21 protein-coding genes are annotated in these 16,339 nt (G+C 68.4%); 15 read left to right on the top strand and 6 right to left on the bottom strand.

Annotated features, from left to right (window positions below):
• Positions 1 to 9 precede the first annotated feature (9 nt).
• Positions 10 to 567, bottom strand: a complete 558-nt coding sequence (locus tag AC4GYU_RS04950) for a TlpA family protein disulfide reductase (protein ID WP_491085787.1) — start codon at positions 565 to 567, stop codon at positions 10 to 12.
• On the opposite strand from AC4GYU_RS04950, the gene AC4GYU_RS04945 reads away from it, so the two are divergent.
• Together AC4GYU_RS04945 and AC4GYU_RS04940 are read left to right on the top strand one after the other, a co-directional pair.
• On the top strand, positions 566 to 922 hold the full coding sequence (locus tag AC4GYU_RS04945) for a hypothetical protein (protein WP_491085786.1): 357 nt from the start codon (positions 566 to 568) through the stop codon (positions 920 to 922). The two genes, AC4GYU_RS04950 and AC4GYU_RS04945, sit on opposite strands and share 2 nt — an antisense overlap.
• A complete protein-coding gene (locus AC4GYU_RS04940) occupies positions 919 to 1,788 on the top strand; it encodes a UTP--glucose-1-phosphate uridylyltransferase (protein ID WP_491085785.1) in 870 nt (289 codons plus the stop codon). The genes AC4GYU_RS04945 and AC4GYU_RS04940 overlap by 4 nt, the downstream gene beginning before the upstream one ends.
• On the opposite strand, the gene AC4GYU_RS04935 is transcribed toward AC4GYU_RS04940, so the two are convergent.
• Together AC4GYU_RS04935 and AC4GYU_RS04930 are read right to left on the bottom strand one after the other, a co-directional pair.
• Positions 1,785 to 2,264 (bottom strand): response regulator, encoded by a 480-nt coding sequence (locus AC4GYU_RS04935; protein ID WP_491085784.1) that lies wholly within the window; start codon positions 2,262 to 2,264, stop codon positions 1,785 to 1,787. The genes AC4GYU_RS04940 and AC4GYU_RS04935 overlap by 4 nt on opposite strands.
• Positions 2,265 to 2,360: 96 nt before the next feature.
• Entirely contained in the window at positions 2,361 to 2,927 is a 567-nt protein-coding gene (locus AC4GYU_RS04930; RefSeq protein WP_491085783.1) for an HNH endonuclease, read from the bottom strand.
• 173 nt (positions 2,928 to 3,100) lie between these two features.
• Here AC4GYU_RS04930 and gluQRS point away from each other — a divergent pair, with 173 nt between their 5' ends.
• The 10 genes from gluQRS (at position 3,101) to AC4GYU_RS04880 (ending at position 10,106) form a co-directional block, all read left to right on the top strand.
• Complete coding sequence (gene gluQRS, locus AC4GYU_RS04925; protein WP_491085782.1) at positions 3,101 to 3,937, top strand: tRNA glutamyl-Q(34) synthetase GluQRS; 837 nt, start codon at positions 3,101 to 3,103, stop codon at positions 3,935 to 3,937.
• Between the two features lie 12 nt (positions 3,938 to 3,949).
• Positions 3,950 to 4,153, top strand: a complete 204-nt coding sequence (locus AC4GYU_RS04920) for an HIG1 domain-containing protein (protein ID WP_491085781.1) — start codon at positions 3,950 to 3,952, stop codon at positions 4,151 to 4,153.
• A gap of 4 nt (positions 4,154 to 4,157) precedes the next feature.
• Positions 4,158 to 4,715 carry a cob(I)yrinic acid a,c-diamide adenosyltransferase gene (locus AC4GYU_RS04915; protein ID WP_491086879.1) on the top strand — a complete coding sequence of 186 codons (558 nt, stop codon included), beginning with the start codon at positions 4,158 to 4,160 and terminating at the stop codon, positions 4,713 to 4,715.
• Positions 4,716 to 4,787: 72 nt separating this feature from the next.
• Entirely contained in the window at positions 4,788 to 5,402 is a 615-nt protein-coding gene (locus AC4GYU_RS04910; RefSeq protein WP_491085780.1) for a flavodoxin family protein, read from the top strand.
• 5 nt (positions 5,403 to 5,407) lie between these two features.
• Entirely contained in the window at positions 5,408 to 6,640 is a 1,233-nt protein-coding gene (egtB, locus tag AC4GYU_RS04905) for an ergothioneine biosynthesis protein EgtB (protein ID WP_491085779.1), read from the top strand.
• Positions 6,624 to 7,583: an L-histidine N(alpha)-methyltransferase gene (gene egtD, locus AC4GYU_RS04900; protein WP_491085778.1), complete on the top strand. Its 960-nt coding sequence runs from the start codon at positions 6,624 to 6,626 to the stop codon at positions 7,581 to 7,583. Before egtB ends, egtD begins: the two co-directional genes overlap by 17 nt.
• A gap of 43 nt (positions 7,584 to 7,626) precedes the next feature.
• The gene (locus AC4GYU_RS04895; RefSeq protein ID WP_491085777.1) at positions 7,627 to 7,935 is read left to right on the top strand and encodes a YggT family protein; all 309 of its coding nucleotides are present in this window, start codon (positions 7,627 to 7,629) and stop codon (positions 7,933 to 7,935) included.
• A 4-nt stretch (positions 7,936 to 7,939) separates the two neighbouring features.
• Positions 7,940 to 8,833, top strand: coding sequence for a bifunctional methylenetetrahydrofolate dehydrogenase/methenyltetrahydrofolate cyclohydrolase FolD (gene folD, locus AC4GYU_RS04890; protein WP_491085776.1), 894 nt, complete (start codon positions 7,940 to 7,942; stop codon positions 8,831 to 8,833).
• Positions 8,834 to 8,835: 2 nt separating this feature from the next.
• Positions 8,836 to 9,477 carry a hypothetical protein gene (locus AC4GYU_RS04885; protein ID WP_491085775.1) on the top strand — a complete coding sequence of 214 codons (642 nt, stop codon included), beginning with the start codon at positions 8,836 to 8,838 and terminating at the stop codon, positions 9,475 to 9,477.
• The gene (locus AC4GYU_RS04880; protein WP_491085774.1) at positions 9,474 to 10,106 is read left to right on the top strand and encodes a MarC family protein; all 633 of its coding nucleotides are present in this window, start codon (positions 9,474 to 9,476) and stop codon (positions 10,104 to 10,106) included. Before AC4GYU_RS04885 ends, AC4GYU_RS04880 begins: the two co-directional genes overlap by 4 nt.
• Here AC4GYU_RS04880 and AC4GYU_RS04875 read toward each other — a convergent pair.
• On the bottom strand, positions 10,103 to 11,887 hold the full coding sequence (locus AC4GYU_RS04875) for an AcrB/AcrD/AcrF family protein (RefSeq protein ID WP_491085773.1): 1,785 nt from the start codon (positions 11,885 to 11,887) through the stop codon (positions 10,103 to 10,105). The genes AC4GYU_RS04880 and AC4GYU_RS04875 overlap by 4 nt on opposite strands.
• A 73-nt stretch (positions 11,888 to 11,960) precedes the next feature.
• Between AC4GYU_RS04875 and AC4GYU_RS04870 the strand changes: the two genes are divergently transcribed.
• A complete protein-coding gene (locus AC4GYU_RS04870) occupies positions 11,961 to 12,374 on the top strand; it encodes a GtrA family protein (RefSeq protein WP_491085772.1) in 414 nt (137 codons plus the stop codon).
• The gene (locus tag AC4GYU_RS04865) at positions 12,374 to 13,102 is read left to right on the top strand and encodes a class I SAM-dependent methyltransferase (RefSeq protein ID WP_491085771.1); all 729 of its coding nucleotides are present in this window, start codon (positions 12,374 to 12,376) and stop codon (positions 13,100 to 13,102) included. Before AC4GYU_RS04870 ends, AC4GYU_RS04865 begins: the two co-directional genes overlap by 1 nt.
• On the opposite strand, the gene AC4GYU_RS04860 is transcribed toward AC4GYU_RS04865, so the two are convergent.
• Positions 13,027 to 14,055, bottom strand: a complete 1,029-nt coding sequence (locus tag AC4GYU_RS04860) for a glycosyltransferase family 2 protein (RefSeq protein ID WP_491085770.1) — start codon at positions 14,053 to 14,055, stop codon at positions 13,027 to 13,029. The two genes, AC4GYU_RS04865 and AC4GYU_RS04860, sit on opposite strands and share 76 nt — an antisense overlap.
• A complete protein-coding gene (locus tag AC4GYU_RS04855) occupies positions 14,052 to 15,626 on the bottom strand; it encodes a hypothetical protein (protein WP_491085769.1) in 1,575 nt (524 codons plus the stop codon). Before AC4GYU_RS04855 ends, AC4GYU_RS04860 begins: the two co-directional genes overlap by 4 nt.
• A 104-nt stretch (positions 15,627 to 15,730) precedes the next feature.
• Here AC4GYU_RS04855 and AC4GYU_RS04850 point away from each other — a divergent pair, with 104 nt between their 5' ends.
• Positions 15,731 to 16,324, top strand: coding sequence for an EF-hand domain-containing protein (locus AC4GYU_RS04850; protein WP_491085768.1), 594 nt, complete (start codon positions 15,731 to 15,733; stop codon positions 16,322 to 16,324).
• The last annotated feature ends 15 nt before the right edge of the window (positions 16,325 to 16,339 follow it).

Genomic DNA, 16,339 nt, shown 5'->3' with positions numbered 1-16,339 from the left:
GCGCTGTCGCTAGCGCGCCTGGGCGAGGAGCTTGGCGGCTTCGGGTCCGGTCCAGTCGAGGTCGCCTGAATAGCGCCAGATCTCCTTCCCGTCCGAGCCATAGAGGATGGTGGTCGGCAGGATCTGGACGCCGAGCGCGCCCGACACCGCCATTTCCTTGTCCTGGAATGCCTCGAGCCCGATCTTCTTCTCGTCGAGGAAGGCGGCGACGGTCGGCTGGGGTTGCATGTCCTGGCTGAGCGCCAGCACCTGCGGTGCGCCGCTACGGTCCGCGAGCGCGTCGAGGGTCGGCAGTTCCTTGATGCAGGGCGCGCACCAGGTCGCCCAGAGGTTGACCAGCAACGGCTTGCCCGCGGCAGCGGCCGACAGGCTGGTCTCCTCCCCGTCCCCGTCGAGAATGGTCACGGCCGGCATCGGCTTGCCCGCCTGCGAGCGGTCGAGCCCGGGCCCGCCGGGGCTTGCGGCCTTGGCGGGGGAGTCGTCGGCTTGGCTTTGCCCGGTGCTTTGCCTATCGCAGCCGCCGGTCATCAGCGCCGCCAGTGCGGCGGCCAGGAAAAGAGCTCGCATGACGTTGCGCTACCCGCCAAGGGGTCTGCCTTACAAGCTTGGGCTTTGGCCCATCGGCGCCGCGCTCGCGCTCGGCGCCTGCGGGTCGGTCGGCGACCTCAAGCCGCCGCCGGGCCAGCCGCTTCCGGTCAAGCCCAAGCTGGCGACGACCACCCCGACCCCCGAGGAATTGCTGACCCCGCCGGCGATCGCGCGCCCGGTCCGGGTCGACGAGATCCTGCGCCGGTCCGAACCGCGCCGTCCGGACCGCTTCGACCTCCCCCCGCCGAGCGGCGCGGAATCGGCGGCGGAACCGGAAGGCGACAGCAGCGCTCCGCCTGCGAACAACCAGACCGGAGTCCAGGAGCCCCAATGAGTTCTGCTTTTCTGCCCGTCCGCAAGGCCGTCTTCCCCGTCGCCGGTCTCGGCACCCGCCTGCTCCCCGCGACCAAGACCATGCCCAAGGAAATGCTGACGGTGATCGACCGTCCGCTGATCCAATATGCGGTCGACGAGGCGCGCGAGGCGGGAATCGAACAGCTCATCTTCGTGACCGGGCGCGGCAAGTCGAGCCTGGTCGATTATTTCGACATGTCGTTCGAGCTCGAGACGACGATGAAGGGCAAGGGCAAGAGCCTCGACGTGCTCGAGCAGAGCCGGGCCGATTTCGGCGAGCTGATCAGCGTCCGCCAGCAGCAGCCGCTGGGCCTCGGCCATGCGGTCTGGTGCGCGCGACACGTGGTCGGCAACGAGCCGTTCGCGGTGCTCCTGCCCGACGACCTGATGGCCGGCACGCCGGGTGCGCTGAAACAGATGGTCGAGGCCTATAACAAGGTCGGCGGCAACATCGTCTGCGCCGAGGAAGTCGCGGCCGAGAAGACCGCGAGCTACGGCATCGTCACGCCAGGCGCGAGCGATGGCGCGCTGACCGAGGTCCGCGGCCTGGTCGAGAAGCCGGCCCCCGAAGTGGCGCCGTCGCGGCTGGGCGTGATCGGGCGCTACATCCTGCAGCCCGAAGTGATGGACGTGCTCGACGCGCAGGAGCCGGGCGCGGGCGGCGAGATCCAGCTGACCGACGCCATGGCCAAGCTGATTGGCCGCCAGCCGTTCCATGCGGTCAAGGTCGACGCGGTCCGCCACGATTGCGGCGACCGGGCAGGCTATGTGCTGGCGACGCTCAAGCTGGCGATGGCCCGGCCGGACCTCGCGCCGCTGGTGCGCGAGGCGATGGCCGGCCTCTAGGCGGTCTGGCGCCGGCGCTCGGCTTCGAGCGCGTACATGCGGTCCTTGAGTTCGCCGAGCTCGATCGCCTTCAGGGCGGCACGGGCGTCCATCGCGTCCATGTCAGCGCGGAGGGCGGCGAGCTGGCGGGCGGCAGCGAGGCGGCGCTCGATCCGGGCGACCAGCAGTTCGAAGTGGAAGGGCTTGAGCATGACGTCGTCGGCGCCCGCGGCGTAGGCGCGGACGGCAGGGTCGGGCTCGGACCGGCCGGCGAGGAGCAGAACGGGAAGGTTCGCGAACGCCGCCTGCTCGCGGATCGCGCGGGTCAGCTCGGGCCCGCTCATCGGGGTCATCACCAGTTCGGCAAGGACGAGGTCGACCTGGCCGCGATGCAATTCCCCGAGCGCACCAGCTCCGTCGGACGCGGCGGCGATGGCATAACCCTCGTCCCCGAGCCGCCGCGCGAGCAGCGACAGATGGCCACGGTTCGGCGTCACGACGAGGAGCCTGGGACGACGCGCGGATGGGACGGGGCGGGGCATTCGCCCATAGTGGTGGGAAATGGTTAACGAGACGTTAGGAAAAGCGGGCGGTCAGGCCTCCAGTTCGACGTCCCAGTAAAGATAGTCGCGCCAGCTTTCGTGGAGGTAGCCGGGCGGAAAGGCACGGCCATGGTCCTGCAATTGCCAGCTGGTCGGACGCTCGGGCCAGTGCGCGATCGACATGCCGGCCTGGCGCGGGGTGCGCCCGCCCTTCCTGAGGTTGCAGGGCGCGCAGGCGGTGGCGACATTCTCCCAGGTCGTCCGCCCGCCCTGTGCGCGCGGGATGACATGGTCGAAGGTCAGTTCGCGGTGGCTGCCGCAATAGACGCAGCGGAAGCGGTCGCGGAGGAACAGATTGAAGCGGGTGAAGGCGGGATGCTCGCTCGGCCGGACGAACTGGCGCAGCGCAATCACGCTCGGCAGCTTCAGCGTATGGCTCGGCGAATGCACCTCGCGGTCATAATGGGCGATGACGTCCACCCGTTCGAGGAACATCGCCTTGATCGCGGTCTGCCACGGCCACAGGCTCAATGGATAATAAGACAGCGGGGTATAGTCGGCGTTCAGCACCAGCGCCGGACAGCTGTCGGGGTGGCGGATAAGATCGGGATGATACACGAGCGCTCAGGTCTCCGTTCGGTCCTGCCGAACGCGCCTCTCCGGCCTCGTCGCACGCAAGGAGGAGAGACCGTCTTCGGCCGCTTCCCTTGTGCCCATCGGTTGCCAAGCCGATGTGACGCCCTGATGAATCGCAAGTTGCCGATTCGCGGTCAAGGGGCTTTGCGCGCGAAGTGATCACCCGGTTCGCCCCCTCCCCGACCGGCCGGCTTCATCTCGGCCATGCCTATAGCGCGGTGCACGGGCAGGCCCTCGGAGAGCGCTGGCTGCTGCGGATCGAGGATCTCGATCCCGGGCGGGCGCGGTCCGAGTTCGTCGCCGCCATCGCCGAGGACATCGCCTGGCTGGGACTGGCCTTCGACGGGGCGCCGATCGTCCAGTCGGCGCGGACCGAACGATATGCCGCGGCGCTCGATGCGCTGAAGGAAATGGGGCTGGTCTATCCCTGTTTCTGTACCCGCGCCGACATCGCCGCCTCGCTGACCGCCCCGCACGGTGATGCGGGAAGCGCCTATCCGGGGACCTGCCGCGGCCTTGCCGACGACCCCGAGCGCCGCGCCTCGACCCCGCACAGCTGGCGGCTCGACGCAGGCAAGGCGATCGCGCTCGTCGGCGGGGTACCCGGGTGGCGGGAAACCGACGGGCGGACCTTCGCGGGCACTAACGCGATGATCGGCGACGCGGTGCTGGCGCGGAAGGACGCGCCCTCCTCCTACCATCTGTCGTGCGTGATCGACGACTGGGAAAGCGGAGTCGACTGCGTAGTGCGCGGAGCCGACCTCAGGCCCTCGACCCCGGTCCAGCGGCTGCTGCAGACGCTGCTCGGGGCGCCCGAGCCGACCTACTGCCACCACCGGCTGGTGTGCCACGAGGACGGACGGCGGCTGGCCAAGCGCGACCAGGCGCCGACCCTCGCCGCGATGCGCGAGGCGGGGGTCGACGGCAAGGCGCTCGCCCGCGACCTCGGCATGGACATTCTGCCCACTGGTTATCGGCTTGCGGAGGCTTAAGTAGGGACGGCTATGAACACGCTTCTCATCATCGCGCTGGTGCTCGCCATGGCGGCGACCGCCTATGTTCTCGTCCGCGGCGTCCTCGCGATGGCGTCGGGCAAGGTCGGGAACCAGGAACAGCAGCAGCAGTGGATGCGCAAGCGCGTCCTCTACCAGGGCATCGCCGTCTTCATCGCGGCCGCCATCCTGCTTCTCGCCAGCGCAGGGAAGTAAGACCCTGGTCAAGCTGACGAAGATCTACACCCGGACCGGCGACGGCGGGGACAGCGGGCTGGTCGACGGCAGCCGGATCAGCAAGGCGTCCGCGCGGATGCATGCGATCGGCGAGGTCGACGAGGCCAATAGCGCGATCGGGCTGGCGCTCGTCTCGCTCGAGGATGAGGCAGCGGCGTCGCTGTCGCGGGTGCAGAACGAGCTGTTCGACCTCGGCGCGGACCTTGCGACGCCGGGCGAGATGGAAGGCGCGCTGCGGATCGTCCCCGAGCAGGTCGAGCGGCTCGAGCGCGAGATCGATGCGATGAACGCCGAGCTGTCGCCGCTGACGAGCTTCATCCTGCCGGGCGGATCGGCGGCGGTCGCGGCGCTTCACCTTGCCCGCGCGACGGCGCGCCGGGCCGAGCGCTGGACGGTCGCGCTGGGGGCTGAGGAAGCCATCAATCCGCACGCCCTCGCCTATCTCAATCGCCTGTCGGACCATCTGTTCGTGATGGCGCGGTTCGTTGCCAGGGACCGGGGCGGCGACGTATTGTGGCAGCCGGGTGCCACCCGAACCTAGTTGTTGGGTCAGGTACGGCACTGAAACGAATGCCGGGGGTTGTGACTAATATATCCTAGCCCCGGAGCCTTCGTGACCCTCAAAGCCATTGCGATCAACGCGACCCTCAAGCCGAGCGGCAAGGAGCCTTCGTCCACCGACAAGATGATCGACCTCGTCAAGGATGCGCTTGGCGAGCAGGGCGTCGAATGGACCGAGACGATCCGTCTGGCGGACTTCCGAATCAAGCCGGGCGTGAGCTCGGACGAAGGCGATGGGGACGAATGGCCGGCGATCCGCAAGAAGATCCTCGACGCCGACATCCTCGTCTTCGGGACTCCGATCTGGCTCGGACAATTGTCGAGCCAGGCCAAGCTCGTGCTCGAGCGCATGGATGCCTTTCTCTCGGAAACCGACGAGCAGGGCCGGATGCCAAGCAGCGGCAAGGTCGCGGTGGCGGCGATCGTCGGCAACGAGGATGGCGCGCATCGGGTGACCGCCGACCTCTTCCAGGGCCTGAACGACGTGGGCTGGACCATCCCCGCCGCCTCGGCGACCTACTGGGTCGGAGAAGCGATGCACAAGACCGACTTCAAGGACCTGCCCAAGGTGCCCGACGAGGTCACGGCGGCGATTAAGACGCTGGCGGTGAACACGGCGCACCTCGCGCAATTGCTGGCCGACAAGACCTATCCTGGGGTAAAGTAAGCAGGATGAATGTCGCGCTGCCCGTCCGCGAAGCGTCGCTCGACGAACGATTGCGTGAGGTCCGGGCGCTGACGCTGGCGCTGGCCGAGCCGCTGAGCGACGCGGAGGCGACGGTGCAGCCGATGCCCGACGCCTCCCCGGCCAAGTGGCATCTCGCGCATACCAGCTGGTTCTTCGAGACATTCGTGCTCGCCGAGCACGTGCCGGGCTATCGGCCGTTCGACGAGCGCTTCGCCTTCCTTTTCAACAGCTATTATGAAGGCGCGGGCGAGCGGCTGGCGCGCGACCGGCGCGGCATGCTGGCCCGCCCGACGCTCGACGAGGTGCGCGCTTATCGCCGCCATGTCGACGCGGCGCTCGAGACGGCGATGCCGGCGCTCGGGGCGGATGCGCGGACGCTGGTCGAGCTCGGCATCAATCACGAGCAGCAGCATCAGGAACTGTTCCTGACCGACATCCTCGCGACCTTCGCCGCCAATCCCCTGCTCCCCGCTTATGGCAGCCTGCCGCCGATGGACGCGGTACCGGCAGCGCCGGTTCAGTGGATCGAAGGACGTTCGGGCCTCGTCGAGATCGGCGCCGGCGACGCGGGCTTCGCGTTCGATTGCGAGCGCCCCCGGCATCAGACCTGGCTGCAGCCGCATGCGCTCGCCGATCGCGCCGTGACGAACGGCGAGTGGGCCGAATTCATAGCAGACGGCGGCTATCGGACGCCTGGCCTGTGGCTGAGCGATGGCTGGGACTGGGTGCGCCGCGAGAATGTCACGGCGCCGCTCTACTGGCAGGGGGATGGCAGCAGCTTCACCCTCGCCGGGGTCCGCGCGCTCGATCCCGCCGCACCGGTCGCGCACGTCTGCTTCTACGAGGCCGACGCCTTCGCGCGCTGGGCCGGCGCGCGGCTTCCGATCGAGGCCGAATATGAGGATGCGGCGCGTGGTGCCGATCCATCGGGTGGCCATCAGCTCGACACGGCCGGGGCGGTCCTGCCCCGGGCCGGTGGCGGCCTGTTCGGGGACGTCTGGTGCTGGACCGGATCGGCCTATCTGTCGCACCCCGGCTTCCGCCCGCCCGAGGGCACGGTCGGCGAATATAATGGCAAGTTCATGAGCGGGCAGATGATCCTCAAGGGGGCGAGTTGCGCCACCCCGCGGGGCCATTCGCGCGCCTCCTATCGCAATTTCTTTCCGCCGGCCGCGCGCTGGCAGTTCACGGGAGTCCGTCTTGCTCGCGATCTCTGAGCGGGTCGATCCCGCCTTTCTCCACGACGTCCTGTCCGGCCTTCGCCAGGAGCCTCCGGCGATCCCCGCTCGCTGGTTCTACGACCAGAAGGGCTCGGCGCTGTTCGACGACATCACCCGGCTGCCCGAATATTATCCGTCGCGCACCGAGACCGCGATCCTCGGCCGGGCGATGGCCGACATTGCGGCGCGGGTCGGTCCCGGCCGGGCCGTGGTCGATTATGGCGCGGGCTCACTGACCAAGACCCCCGTGCTCCTCGAGGGCATCGATCCCGCGCTCTACGTGCCGGTCGACATCAGTGGCGAGTTCCTGCGGGACAGCGCGGGCAAGCTCCAGGAGCGCTTTCCCAAGCTTGCGATCGAACCGATCGAAGCCGATTTCACCCGCCCCTTCCCGCTTCCCGCAGCGGTCCGGCGCCAGCCGCGGCTCGGCTTCTTCCCCGGGTCGACGATCGGCAATTTTGTGCCGGCAAGCGCAGTCGATCTGCTGCGCTCGTTCCGAGAGACGCTAGGCACGGGCTCGATGCTGCTGATCGGCATGGACCAGGTGAAGGACGTCGGTCGGCTGACCGCGGCCTATGACGATGCGCAGGGCGTGACGGCGGCGTTCAATCTCAACCTCCTCGAGCGGATCAACCGCGAGCTTGGCGGAGACGTGCCGGTGTCGGCGTTCCGCCACGAGGCGCGCTGGAACGCGATGCTGTCGCGGATCGAGATGCATCTGGTCGCGGTCGAGGACGTGACCTTCGCTATCGACGGCCAGTCCTTCGCCCTTGCGGCGGGGTCGAGCATCCATACCGAGAACAGCCACAAATATACGAGCGAGAGCGCGCGCCTGCTGCTCGCCGCCGGCGGCTGGACCCCGGTCGACGAATGGAAGGATCCCGAAGGCGACTTCGCGCTGCTGCTGGCGATCGCCGAAGCGGACCGTTCGGCCCCCTGAGCCCGTGTTGCCGGGGGGCCGCCCTCTACGCTAGAGGCCGGACATGATCCTCCGCACATTGCTCGAGATCGCCACCATCCTGCTCAACCTGCTGTGGTGGCTGATCATCATCCAAGTCATCCTGAGCTGGCTGGTCGCCTTCAACGTCCTCAACACGTCGAGCCAGGGCGTCCGTCGCTTCCTCGTCGGCCTCGACCGGTTCCTGGAGCCGCTTTACCGGCCGTTCCGCAAGATCCTGCCCGACTTCGGCGGGCTCGACCTGTCGCCGGTCGTGGTGCTGCTGCTGATCGGGATCCTGATCAACCCGGTGATCAGCAACGCGATGGCGTCGCTTCCCCCACCAGGGATGTAAGATCGTGCCGGCACGGGTGATCGACGGAAAGGCGGCGGCGCTGGCGCTGCGTGAACGGGTGGGCCATCTCGCCGGCCTGTTCGCGGCCAATCAGGGCCGGAAAATCGGGCTTGCGACCGTGCTGGTCGGCGAGGATCCGGCAAGTGCGGTCTATATCCGCTCCAAGCGGGCTGCGACGGGCGACGCGGGCATGGAGAGCGTGCATCACGCGCTCGCCCCCGACACCAGCGAGGCGGAATTGCTCGCGCTGGTCGAGCGCCTGAACGCCGACCCGGCGGTCGACGGCATCCTCGTCCAGCTGCCGCTTCCGCCGCACATGGATGCGGCGCGGGTGATTGCGACCATCGATCCCGACAAGGATGTCGACGGCTTCCACGTCGTCAACGCCGGGCGGCTGGCGGTCGGCGATCCGGCGGCGCTCGTCCCCTGCACTCCGCTCGGCTGCCTTCATCTCCTCAAGGCCGAGCTGGGCGACCTCAGCGGTCGCCATGCGGTGGTGATCGGGCGGTCGAACATCGTCGGCAAGCCCATGGCGATGCTGCTGCTCGGCGAAAGCTGCACCGTGACCGTCGCCCACAGCCGCACGCGCGACCTGCCCGAGGTCTGCCGCGGCGCCGACATCCTGGTCGCGGCGGTCGGCCGGCCCGAGATGGTCCGCGGCGACTGGATCAAGCCGGGCGCGGCGGTGATCGATGTCGGCATCAACCGCATCGCCGGGGCCGAGGAAGGCAAGAGCCGACTTGTCGGCGACGTCGCCTTCGCCGAGGCGAGCGCGGTCGCCGGGGCGATCACGCCGGTCCCGGGCGGGGTCGGGCCGATGACCATCGCCATGCTTCTTCGCAACACGCTGGTCGCAGCGCACCGCCGGGCCGGCCTGCCCGCCCCCGAGGGCCTGTGACGATGATCCTTCTTGCAGCCATGCTTGCCGCGACCCAGCCGGCGACGGCGGTCGAGGCCGAGCGGGTCTTCGCGACCGACGCCCAGGCGATGGGCCAGTGGGCCGCCTTCCGAAAATGGGCCGATCCCACCGCGGTGATGTTCGATCCGCAGGCGGTCTGGGCACAGGACTATTTCAAGGATCGCAAGGAGCCCGCGGTCGCAGTGCGCTGGCAGCCGGCGAAGAGCTGGGTCAGCTGCGACGGGCGGACCGCGGTCAACACCGGGCCCTGGCAGATGCCGGGCACGCAGGGCTATTTCGTGACCCTCTGGATGAAGCAGCCGAGCGGCGACTGGCGCTGGACGGTGGACGGCGGCGACGCGCTGGCGACACCGATGGCGGCGCCGGCGACCCCGCAGGTAAGGACCGCGGCCTGCACCAATCGTGCGGCCCGCTTGCGCCAGATCGACCGCGTCTACGGCAATCCGGCAAACCGCACCGCCCCGCCGGGTGACAGCGGCTTCTCGCGCTCGGCCGACGGAACCCTCCTGTTCCGCTGGACCGTCGCCGCCGACGGCGCGCGGCGGACGCGGGTACAGTTGTGGACCGGGCGGCGGTTCGAGACGGTCGCCGACCTCAACGTGAGGGCATCGTCATCCCGGTGATCGAATTCTTCACCTCGGCCTTCATCACCCTGGTGGTCATCATCGACCCGCCAGGCTGCGCGCCGATCTTCGCGGGCCTCACCAAGGGGACCGACGCGATCCATCGCCGGCGCATGGCGATCCGCTCGGCGCTGGTCGCCTGGTGCATCCTCACCTTCTTTGCCCTGCTCGGCGAACCGCTGCTGAAGACGCTCGGGATCAGCCTTTCGGCCTTCCGACTGGCCGGCGGAATCATGCTCTTCATGATCGCGCTCGACATGGTGTTCGAGAAGCGGACCGAGCGGCGCGAGGAGCGCGCGCGGGAGATCGAGGGGACCCCCGAGGCGGAGGACATTTCGGTCTTCCCGATGGCGATCCCAATGATCGCGGGCCCGGGATCGATCGCCTCGATGATGCTGCTCTCGGCGCGAGCCGAGGGGATCGTCCAGCAGGCGGTCGTGCTCGGCGCGATGACCACGGTGATCGCGCTCACGCTGGCCGCCCTCCTCGCCGCCGGGCCGCTGATGCGGCTGATCGGCGCCAAGCTCGAGGCGATGATCACCCGGATCCTCGGCGTGATCCTCGCCGCGCTGGCGGTGCAGTTCGTGCTCGACGGGCTCGAACGAAGCCTCCCCGGCCTCGCCGGCTAGCGGACCACCCGCCACATCTTGAGCGGGCTGTCGGCACCGAGGTCGATCGGCTGCAGCCAGGGGAAGGTCGCGCCCTTCTCGAGCTGTGCATAGAAGCCCTTGGGCGTGCGGGCGGTGAAGATGGTCGCCTGGTTCATTTGCGGGCAGACCAGCAGATAGTCCGAGCGGTGCTTCATGATGAGCGCCCGCGCCTGCTCGGGGGTACCTCGGAAGGCGTTCATGCTGTCGGCGATCGCCTGGCCATTGCGGTGGTAGGGGCCGCCGAGCGCGTCATGATGGGTCACGGCGATCAACCGCGGGCCGAGATCGATGAAGGTGAAGACCATTCCCTTGGGCTGGCGGGCGACGGGGCGCATCGCCCACAATGTCGGGCAGAGCCGGTTGGCGCGGTTGTTGGCCCGCTGGGCGGGGGTCTGCGCGACCTGCTTTTCGGGGAAGAACGACAGGACGGCCGGGGCTGCGGCGCCGCTCCCGACGAGTACGAGCGCGCTGCTGCCGAGGATCACGACCAGGCTGTTCCTGGCGTGCCAGAGCCGCGGCAGGAGAGTCGCGATGAGTGCGGCACAGCCGACCACGCCGAGCAATTGCGCCGCGGGACCGGCGCGCGTTTGCCAGAAGAGAAGACCGAAGGCGGCGGCGGCGATGACGGCGAGCGCGAGGATGCGAGGCAGCCGGGCCTCGTCGCGGCGGTGCAGCCAGACCAGCCACAGCCAGCCGAGCAGCCCGACGACCGGAAGCGACAGGACGGTGACCATCGTCCGCCAGCTGTGGCGGGTGATCGGCCGTGCCTCGCGGACATTGTCGAGCCAGAGGCGCTGGACCTCGGGCGTGACGCCTTCGAGGCGCGACAGGCAGTGCGGCCAGGCGAGGGCGTGGAAGGCCGCAATGGCGACCCCCGCCACGGCGGCGATGGCGAGGCGGACCGGCCAGCGCTCGGGGCTCCTCCGGGCGAGCAGCAGCAGCAGTCCGCCGCCGAGCAGGGCATCCGACAGCCAGACCGGCGACAAGGCGTCGCAGACGGGCGCGCGATTGGCGTAGCTTGCGAAAAGCAGGAAGCCGAGGCTGCAGCCGGCGGCAAGGCTCACGGCATAGGCCATGAGCCGGTCGCGCTCGGTGCGGTCGGCGACCCACATCAGCACCAGCGCGACCCCGGCGAGCGCGAGATAGATCAGCATCTCGAGGCCGATGGAGAGGCTGATCGCGGTGGCGATGCCCACGGTAAGCCCGCCCCGGCGCCGGTCGGGATCGGCGAGCCCGGTCATCGCCAGGCTGAGCATCGCCAGTTGCCAGCCGTGGTGATCGATCCGCGTCGGCATGAACATGCCGTTGGTCGAGCCGGCGAAGTAGAGCGTGATGAGGGCGGCGATGAAAGCTGCCGGACTGACCAGCCGGCGGGCGGTGAGCGCCACTCCCATCAGGAGAATGACGTAGGGGAGGAGCGGTGCGACCGCGACCGCCATCCGCTCGGCCGCCGCACCGCTCATGAACAGGCGTCCGAGGAGAATCAGCCCGGCGATCGGAAGATCGACGATCCGGCTCCAGTGGATGTTGGCGCCTCCGAAGGCGGGATCGAAGCGATATTGGCGGAGGTCGAACCAGCCTTGGCCTGCCATCCATGCGCGAACCTGCGCGATGCGCAGATTGTCGTCGGTATCGCCGAGGCCGAAGGACTGGATCACCCCCCAGCGCTGCCACAGGAAGACCGTGCAGGCGGCGAGCCAGGTCAGCACCACCACCTGGCGCCAATGGCGCTCCATCCACCCCAACAGACGTTCCGGCACCCGCCACCACTCCCTTGGATACGCCGGTTCAGCGCGTTGCTGCTCTAGGGACTCGCCGCTAGAGGGCAAGAGGATGGTCATTACCACCCTGTCTTCCGATCCCCGCCGCCGCGAAATGCTGGGCCAGCTGATGCGCTTCGGCGTCGTCGGCATCGGCCTCACCCTGCTCTACGCCGTGGTCTACTGGCCGCTCGCCACCTATGTCATGTGGCCGGTGTTCGCGGTCATCATCGCCTTCGTGGTCGCGGTGACGGTCGGCTTCTTCCTGCACAGCCGGTGGAGCTTCAAGGGCCACGGCAAGGTCGAGGATCCGCGGACCAAGGGGCAGTTCCTGATCGTCCAGGCTTTCGGCATGTCGCTCAATGCGCTGTTCACCTGGATCGCGACCGACATCCTTCACGGGCCGACCTGGTGGCCGCTGGTCCCGGCCGTCCTCATCACCCCGTTCGCAACCTTTGCACTCAATCGCTGGTGGGTTTTTCGCTGATGGAACGTCAGGTTTATGATCGCATGGCGGAGCTCGACCAGCTTCACTGGTGGTACCGCGCGCGCCGCCATGTGCTGGCTTCGCTGATCTCGCGGGTCGCCCGCCCCCGCCGCAACGGCAAGATCCTCGAGGTCGGTTGCGGGACCGGGCACAATCTGTCGATGCTCGACCGGTTCGGAATGGTCGAGGCAATCGAGGTCGACCCCGAAGCCCGGCGGATGGCCGAGAAACGGCTTGGTCGCCCGATCGGCTCGGCCCCCCTCCCCGACCTCCCCGGCGTCGCCGACCAGAGCTTCGACCTCATCGCCTCGTTCGACGTGATCGAGCATATTGAGGACGACCGAGCGGCGCTGGCGGGGATCGCCCGCTGCCTCAAGCCCGGTGGCCGGTTCGTGATGACCGTTCCCGCGCACCAGTGGATGTGGTCGGCGCACGACGTGGTGAACCACCATCATCGCCGTTACTCCAAGAAGGCCCTGAAGGCGCTGTTCGCCGGCTCACCGCTCAAGATCGAGCGGATGGGCTATCTCAACAGCCTGCTCTTCCCGGTGGCCATCGCGGCCCGGGCCGCGGGCAAGATCACCGGCAAGGAAGATGGCGACGACACGCTCCCGCCCGCGCCGGTCAACAAGGCGCTGGAAGCGGTGTTCGCTCAGGAAGCGCGGCTGATCGGCAAGGTGCCGCTGCCGCCCGGGCTGTCGCTTTGGGTCGTCGCCTCGGGCACCTGACCGAGGCCCTTGCGGGGGCTCCGCGCTTCGCCGGCAATATCCTGGACGATGTAGAGCGGGCGCTGCTTGGCCTGGCTGTAGAGTCGGCCGATATATTCGCCCATCATCGCCAGCACGAACATCTGCACCGCGCCGATCACCACCACGACCAGCATCAGCGAGGTCCAGCCCGGGATGCTACGCCCGGCGAGGAAGGCGTAGAGGATGTAGAGGATGATCAGCATCGAGCCGACGCTCAGCAGCAGACCGACATGGCTGGCGAGCTTGAGCGGGGCGGAGCTGAAGCCGGTCAGCGCGTCGAGCGCGAAGCGGATCATCTTCGACAGCGGATATTTGGTCTCGCCCGCGGCCCGCTCGGCGCGATCGTAGAGAAACGGCAGCTGCTTGAAGCCGATCCAGGCGACCATGCCGCGGACGAAACGGGCCTGCTCGGGCATGGCGAGGAGCACGTCGAGCGCCCGCCGGCTCATCAGCCGGAAGTCGCCGGCGTCGAGCGGAATGTCGATCTCGGTCGCGCTCGACAGAAGGCGATAGAAGGCATGGGCGGTGGCGCGCTTGAAGCGGGTCTCGCCGGCACGACTGCGACGGACGCCATAGACGACGTCGGCGCCTTCGCGGTCCATCACCTCTAGCATCGGGGCGAGCAGTTCGGGCGGATCCTGGAGGTCGGCGTCGACGATCAGGATCCGGTTGCCGCGGGCGAGGTCGAGCCCGGCGGTGAGCGCCAGCTGGTGACCATGGTTACGCGACAGGTTGACGCAGGTGAGGTTCGGGTCGCGGCCGGCGAGGTCCTGCATGATCGACCAGGTCGCGTCGCGCGAGCCATCGTTGACGAGGATGATCTCGTAATCGTCGCCAAACGAGGTCCGGGCCGCCCCGCTCAGCCGCTGGTGGAGGAGCGGCAGGCACTCTTCCTCGTTGAAGCAGGGAACGACGATGGAAAGGCCGATCATCGGGCGGGATTAGCGCCTTGATTCGGGATGCGGTAGAGGGCCGAGCCGTCGGGCAGCGACCAGACCTTCTCCATCCCCGCGACCTGTGCCGGATCATAGGGCGGCGGATTGATCAGCCAGAGATAGTCGAATGCCTGCCGCGGGAATCTCGCCAGCATCGGACCGATCGGCCGGGCCCAGCGCGCCGGGCAAATGTTGGCGACGACGAGGTTCGACGGATCGTAGCGCCAGAAGCCCGCGCGATCGTTGATTACGGTGAGAAGCTTGGCGCCCTCGACGTCCCAGTGGTCGTTGGAGAAGCCGAGGCGGCGGACCACGACCATCCCGCCGAGGTGCGCGTTGCGCCACATCGGCCAGCTCGAATCGCGGGTGCAGCCGAGGCCGACCATGGACACCACCCGCGCCCCGACGGGAAGCTTCTCGATTGCCGTGAGCTGCTGGTCATATTCGTCGCTGGCGAGCTTGAGGCTCCAGGTGACGCTGGCGGTGCGGGCGAGGAGGAAGACGAGGGCGAGGCTCGCCAGCACCCAGCCGACCTTGAGATCGGTGTCGCGGCGGAAGCGGATCGCGAGCAGCGCCATGGCCAGCACGAACGGCATCAGGCGCATGTCGGCATAGGCCGAGCCGAAGATGATCCGCGGCAGGATCACGAAGGTGGCGGCAAGTATCAGCGCGGTGAAGGTCAGCATCCGCGACAGGGTCAGGCGCGGATAGACGATCGCGAACAGGAAGACGGCGATCGTGACGAGGAAGCTGAGCATGTCCCAGCTCATCCAGCGATCGCGAAGCACCGTCCGGAGCGAAAAGAGCTTGTTGGTCCAGTTGAACCAGTCGGCGGTCTGGCCGCCCGCGCCGTCGCGCCACAGCAGCATGAGCACGGCCGGAAGCGCGAGTACCAGCGCCTGCCCCGTGCCGCGCAGGATCGCCTTCCACCAGCTTCGGCCATCGTCGTGCGCGCGGACGACTTCGGCCGAGAAGGCCAGCAGCCCGAGCATTCCCCAGCCAAAGGCATGGCAGAGCCAGACGAGGATGCTGATCGGGACGAAGAGCGCAGCGCGCAGCCGGTAGCGGCGAAGGCGTCCGAGCCGTAGCCACAGGCCGAAGGCGAGCAGGGCAAGGCCGACGCTCAGCGCGTAATTGACGAAGCCGAACAGGAAATGGTGGCCGTAGACGAACGGCAGCGCGAACATCACCGTCGGCGGGAGCCGGTGATGGACCTCGCGCGCGACCCACAACATGCCCGCCACGGTCATCATCGGAATGGCGATGACGACCAGCTTCACCGCGGGCTCGAGCCCGATCAGCTTGGCCAGCGGATAGACGAGGAGATCGACCCCGAGATTGCCCATCAGCGCCCAGCGGAACTGGTAGACGGCGGCGAGGCTCGGCGCGTCGCCATCGAGCATCACCCGGTAGCGGCCCATGTGCCCGAGCAGATCGACCAGCGGCGGCACGGGCGGATAGAGCAAAGGCACGGCCGCGAGGAGCACCATCGCGACCACGAAGGCGCGCGTCTCCCACCACGGACGGGGGGCTCCTCTAGGTGTCGGGGGCGCTGCGGGCGGAATCATGGGCGTGGCCGTCGCCCCTTGCACCTTGCGTTCCTCCTGTCACCCCCGGTTCAGCCGAGCCGCATTAAAGCTCCCTTCATCGCAGGGGCTTTTGGAGGTTTTCGATGAAGAAGGTTCTGATCGCGGCGGGTGCCTTTCTGGCCGCTTCGGCCGCCATTGCGCAGGTTCCCCCGCCGCCGCCGATGAAGCCGATCCCGCCGATGGCGCAGCGCGACGGGGTCCAGACCCGGGCCGAGGTCGTGAACCGCGTGCGCGCCATGTTCGCCCGGATGGATTCCGATCGCGACGGCTTCATCACGCGGAACGACCGCCAGGCGATGAAGGGCCAGAAGCAGAAGCTTCGCGGCGAACGTCGTGACGATCCGGCGCGCCGGATGGCGATGTTCGAGCGGCTCGATACCAACCGTGACAACATGATCAGCCGCGACGAATTCGCCCGGGCCGAGGCCATGCGCGGCGAGCGCGGTCCGCGCGGCGCGATGAACGGCCGCCGGATGGGCATGCAGCGGATGGGCGGCGGGATGATGCGCCGCGCCGACGCCAATGGCGACCGCCGCATCTCGCTCGCCGAGGCCGAGACCGCGGCGCTGCAGCGCTTCGACCAGGCCGACCGCAATCGCGACGGCCGGGTCACGCAGGACGAGCGCCAGCAGGCGCGGCAGCAGTGGCCGCAGCAGCGGCCGGCTCCGGTCCGCTAAAGTCAGCCGATCAAT

The sequence above is a fragment of the Sphingomonas sp. SP2 genome, assembly GCF_058313385.1.
The sequence above is the reverse complement of the archived record's forward strand: the minus strand, read 5'-3'. Positions and strand labels throughout refer to the sequence as shown.

Bases quoted from the DNA above. Each gene is read 5' to 3' on its own strand.
- AC4GYU_RS04950 (WP_491085787.1), bottom strand. From the start codon at position 567: ATGCGAGCTCTTTTCCTGGCCGCCGCACTGGCGGCGCTGATGACCGGC.
- AC4GYU_RS04895 (WP_491085777.1), top strand. From the start codon at position 7,627: ATGATCCTCCGCACATTGCTCGAGATCGCCACCATCCTGCTCAACCTG.
- AC4GYU_RS04920 (WP_491085781.1), top strand. From the start codon at position 3,950: ATGAACACGCTTCTCATCATCGCGCTGGTGCTCGCCATGGCGGCGACC.
- AC4GYU_RS04850 (WP_491085768.1), top strand. From the start codon at position 15,731: ATGAAGAAGGTTCTGATCGCGGCGGGTGCCTTTCTGGCCGCTTCGGCC.
- egtB (WP_491085779.1), top strand. From the start codon at position 5,408: ATGAATGTCGCGCTGCCCGTCCGCGAAGCGTCGCTCGACGAACGATTG.
- AC4GYU_RS04945 (WP_491085786.1), top strand. From the start codon at position 566: ATGACGTTGCGCTACCCGCCAAGGGGTCTGCCTTACAAGCTTGGGCTT.
- AC4GYU_RS04870 (WP_491085772.1), top strand. From the start codon at position 11,961: ATGGTCATTACCACCCTGTCTTCCGATCCCCGCCGCCGCGAAATGCTG.
- AC4GYU_RS04940 (WP_491085785.1), top strand. From the start codon at position 919: ATGAGTTCTGCTTTTCTGCCCGTCCGCAAGGCCGTCTTCCCCGTCGCC.
- AC4GYU_RS04860 (WP_491085770.1), bottom strand. From the start codon at position 14,055: ATGATCGGCCTTTCCATCGTCGTTCCCTGCTTCAACGAGGAAGAGTGC.
- AC4GYU_RS04885 (WP_491085775.1), top strand. From the start codon at position 8,836: ATGATCCTTCTTGCAGCCATGCTTGCCGCGACCCAGCCGGCGACGGCG.
- AC4GYU_RS04865 (WP_491085771.1), top strand. From the start codon at position 12,374: ATGGAACGTCAGGTTTATGATCGCATGGCGGAGCTCGACCAGCTTCAC.
- AC4GYU_RS04855 (WP_491085769.1), bottom strand. From the start codon at position 15,626: ATGATTCCGCCCGCAGCGCCCCCGACACCTAGAGGAGCCCCCCGTCCG.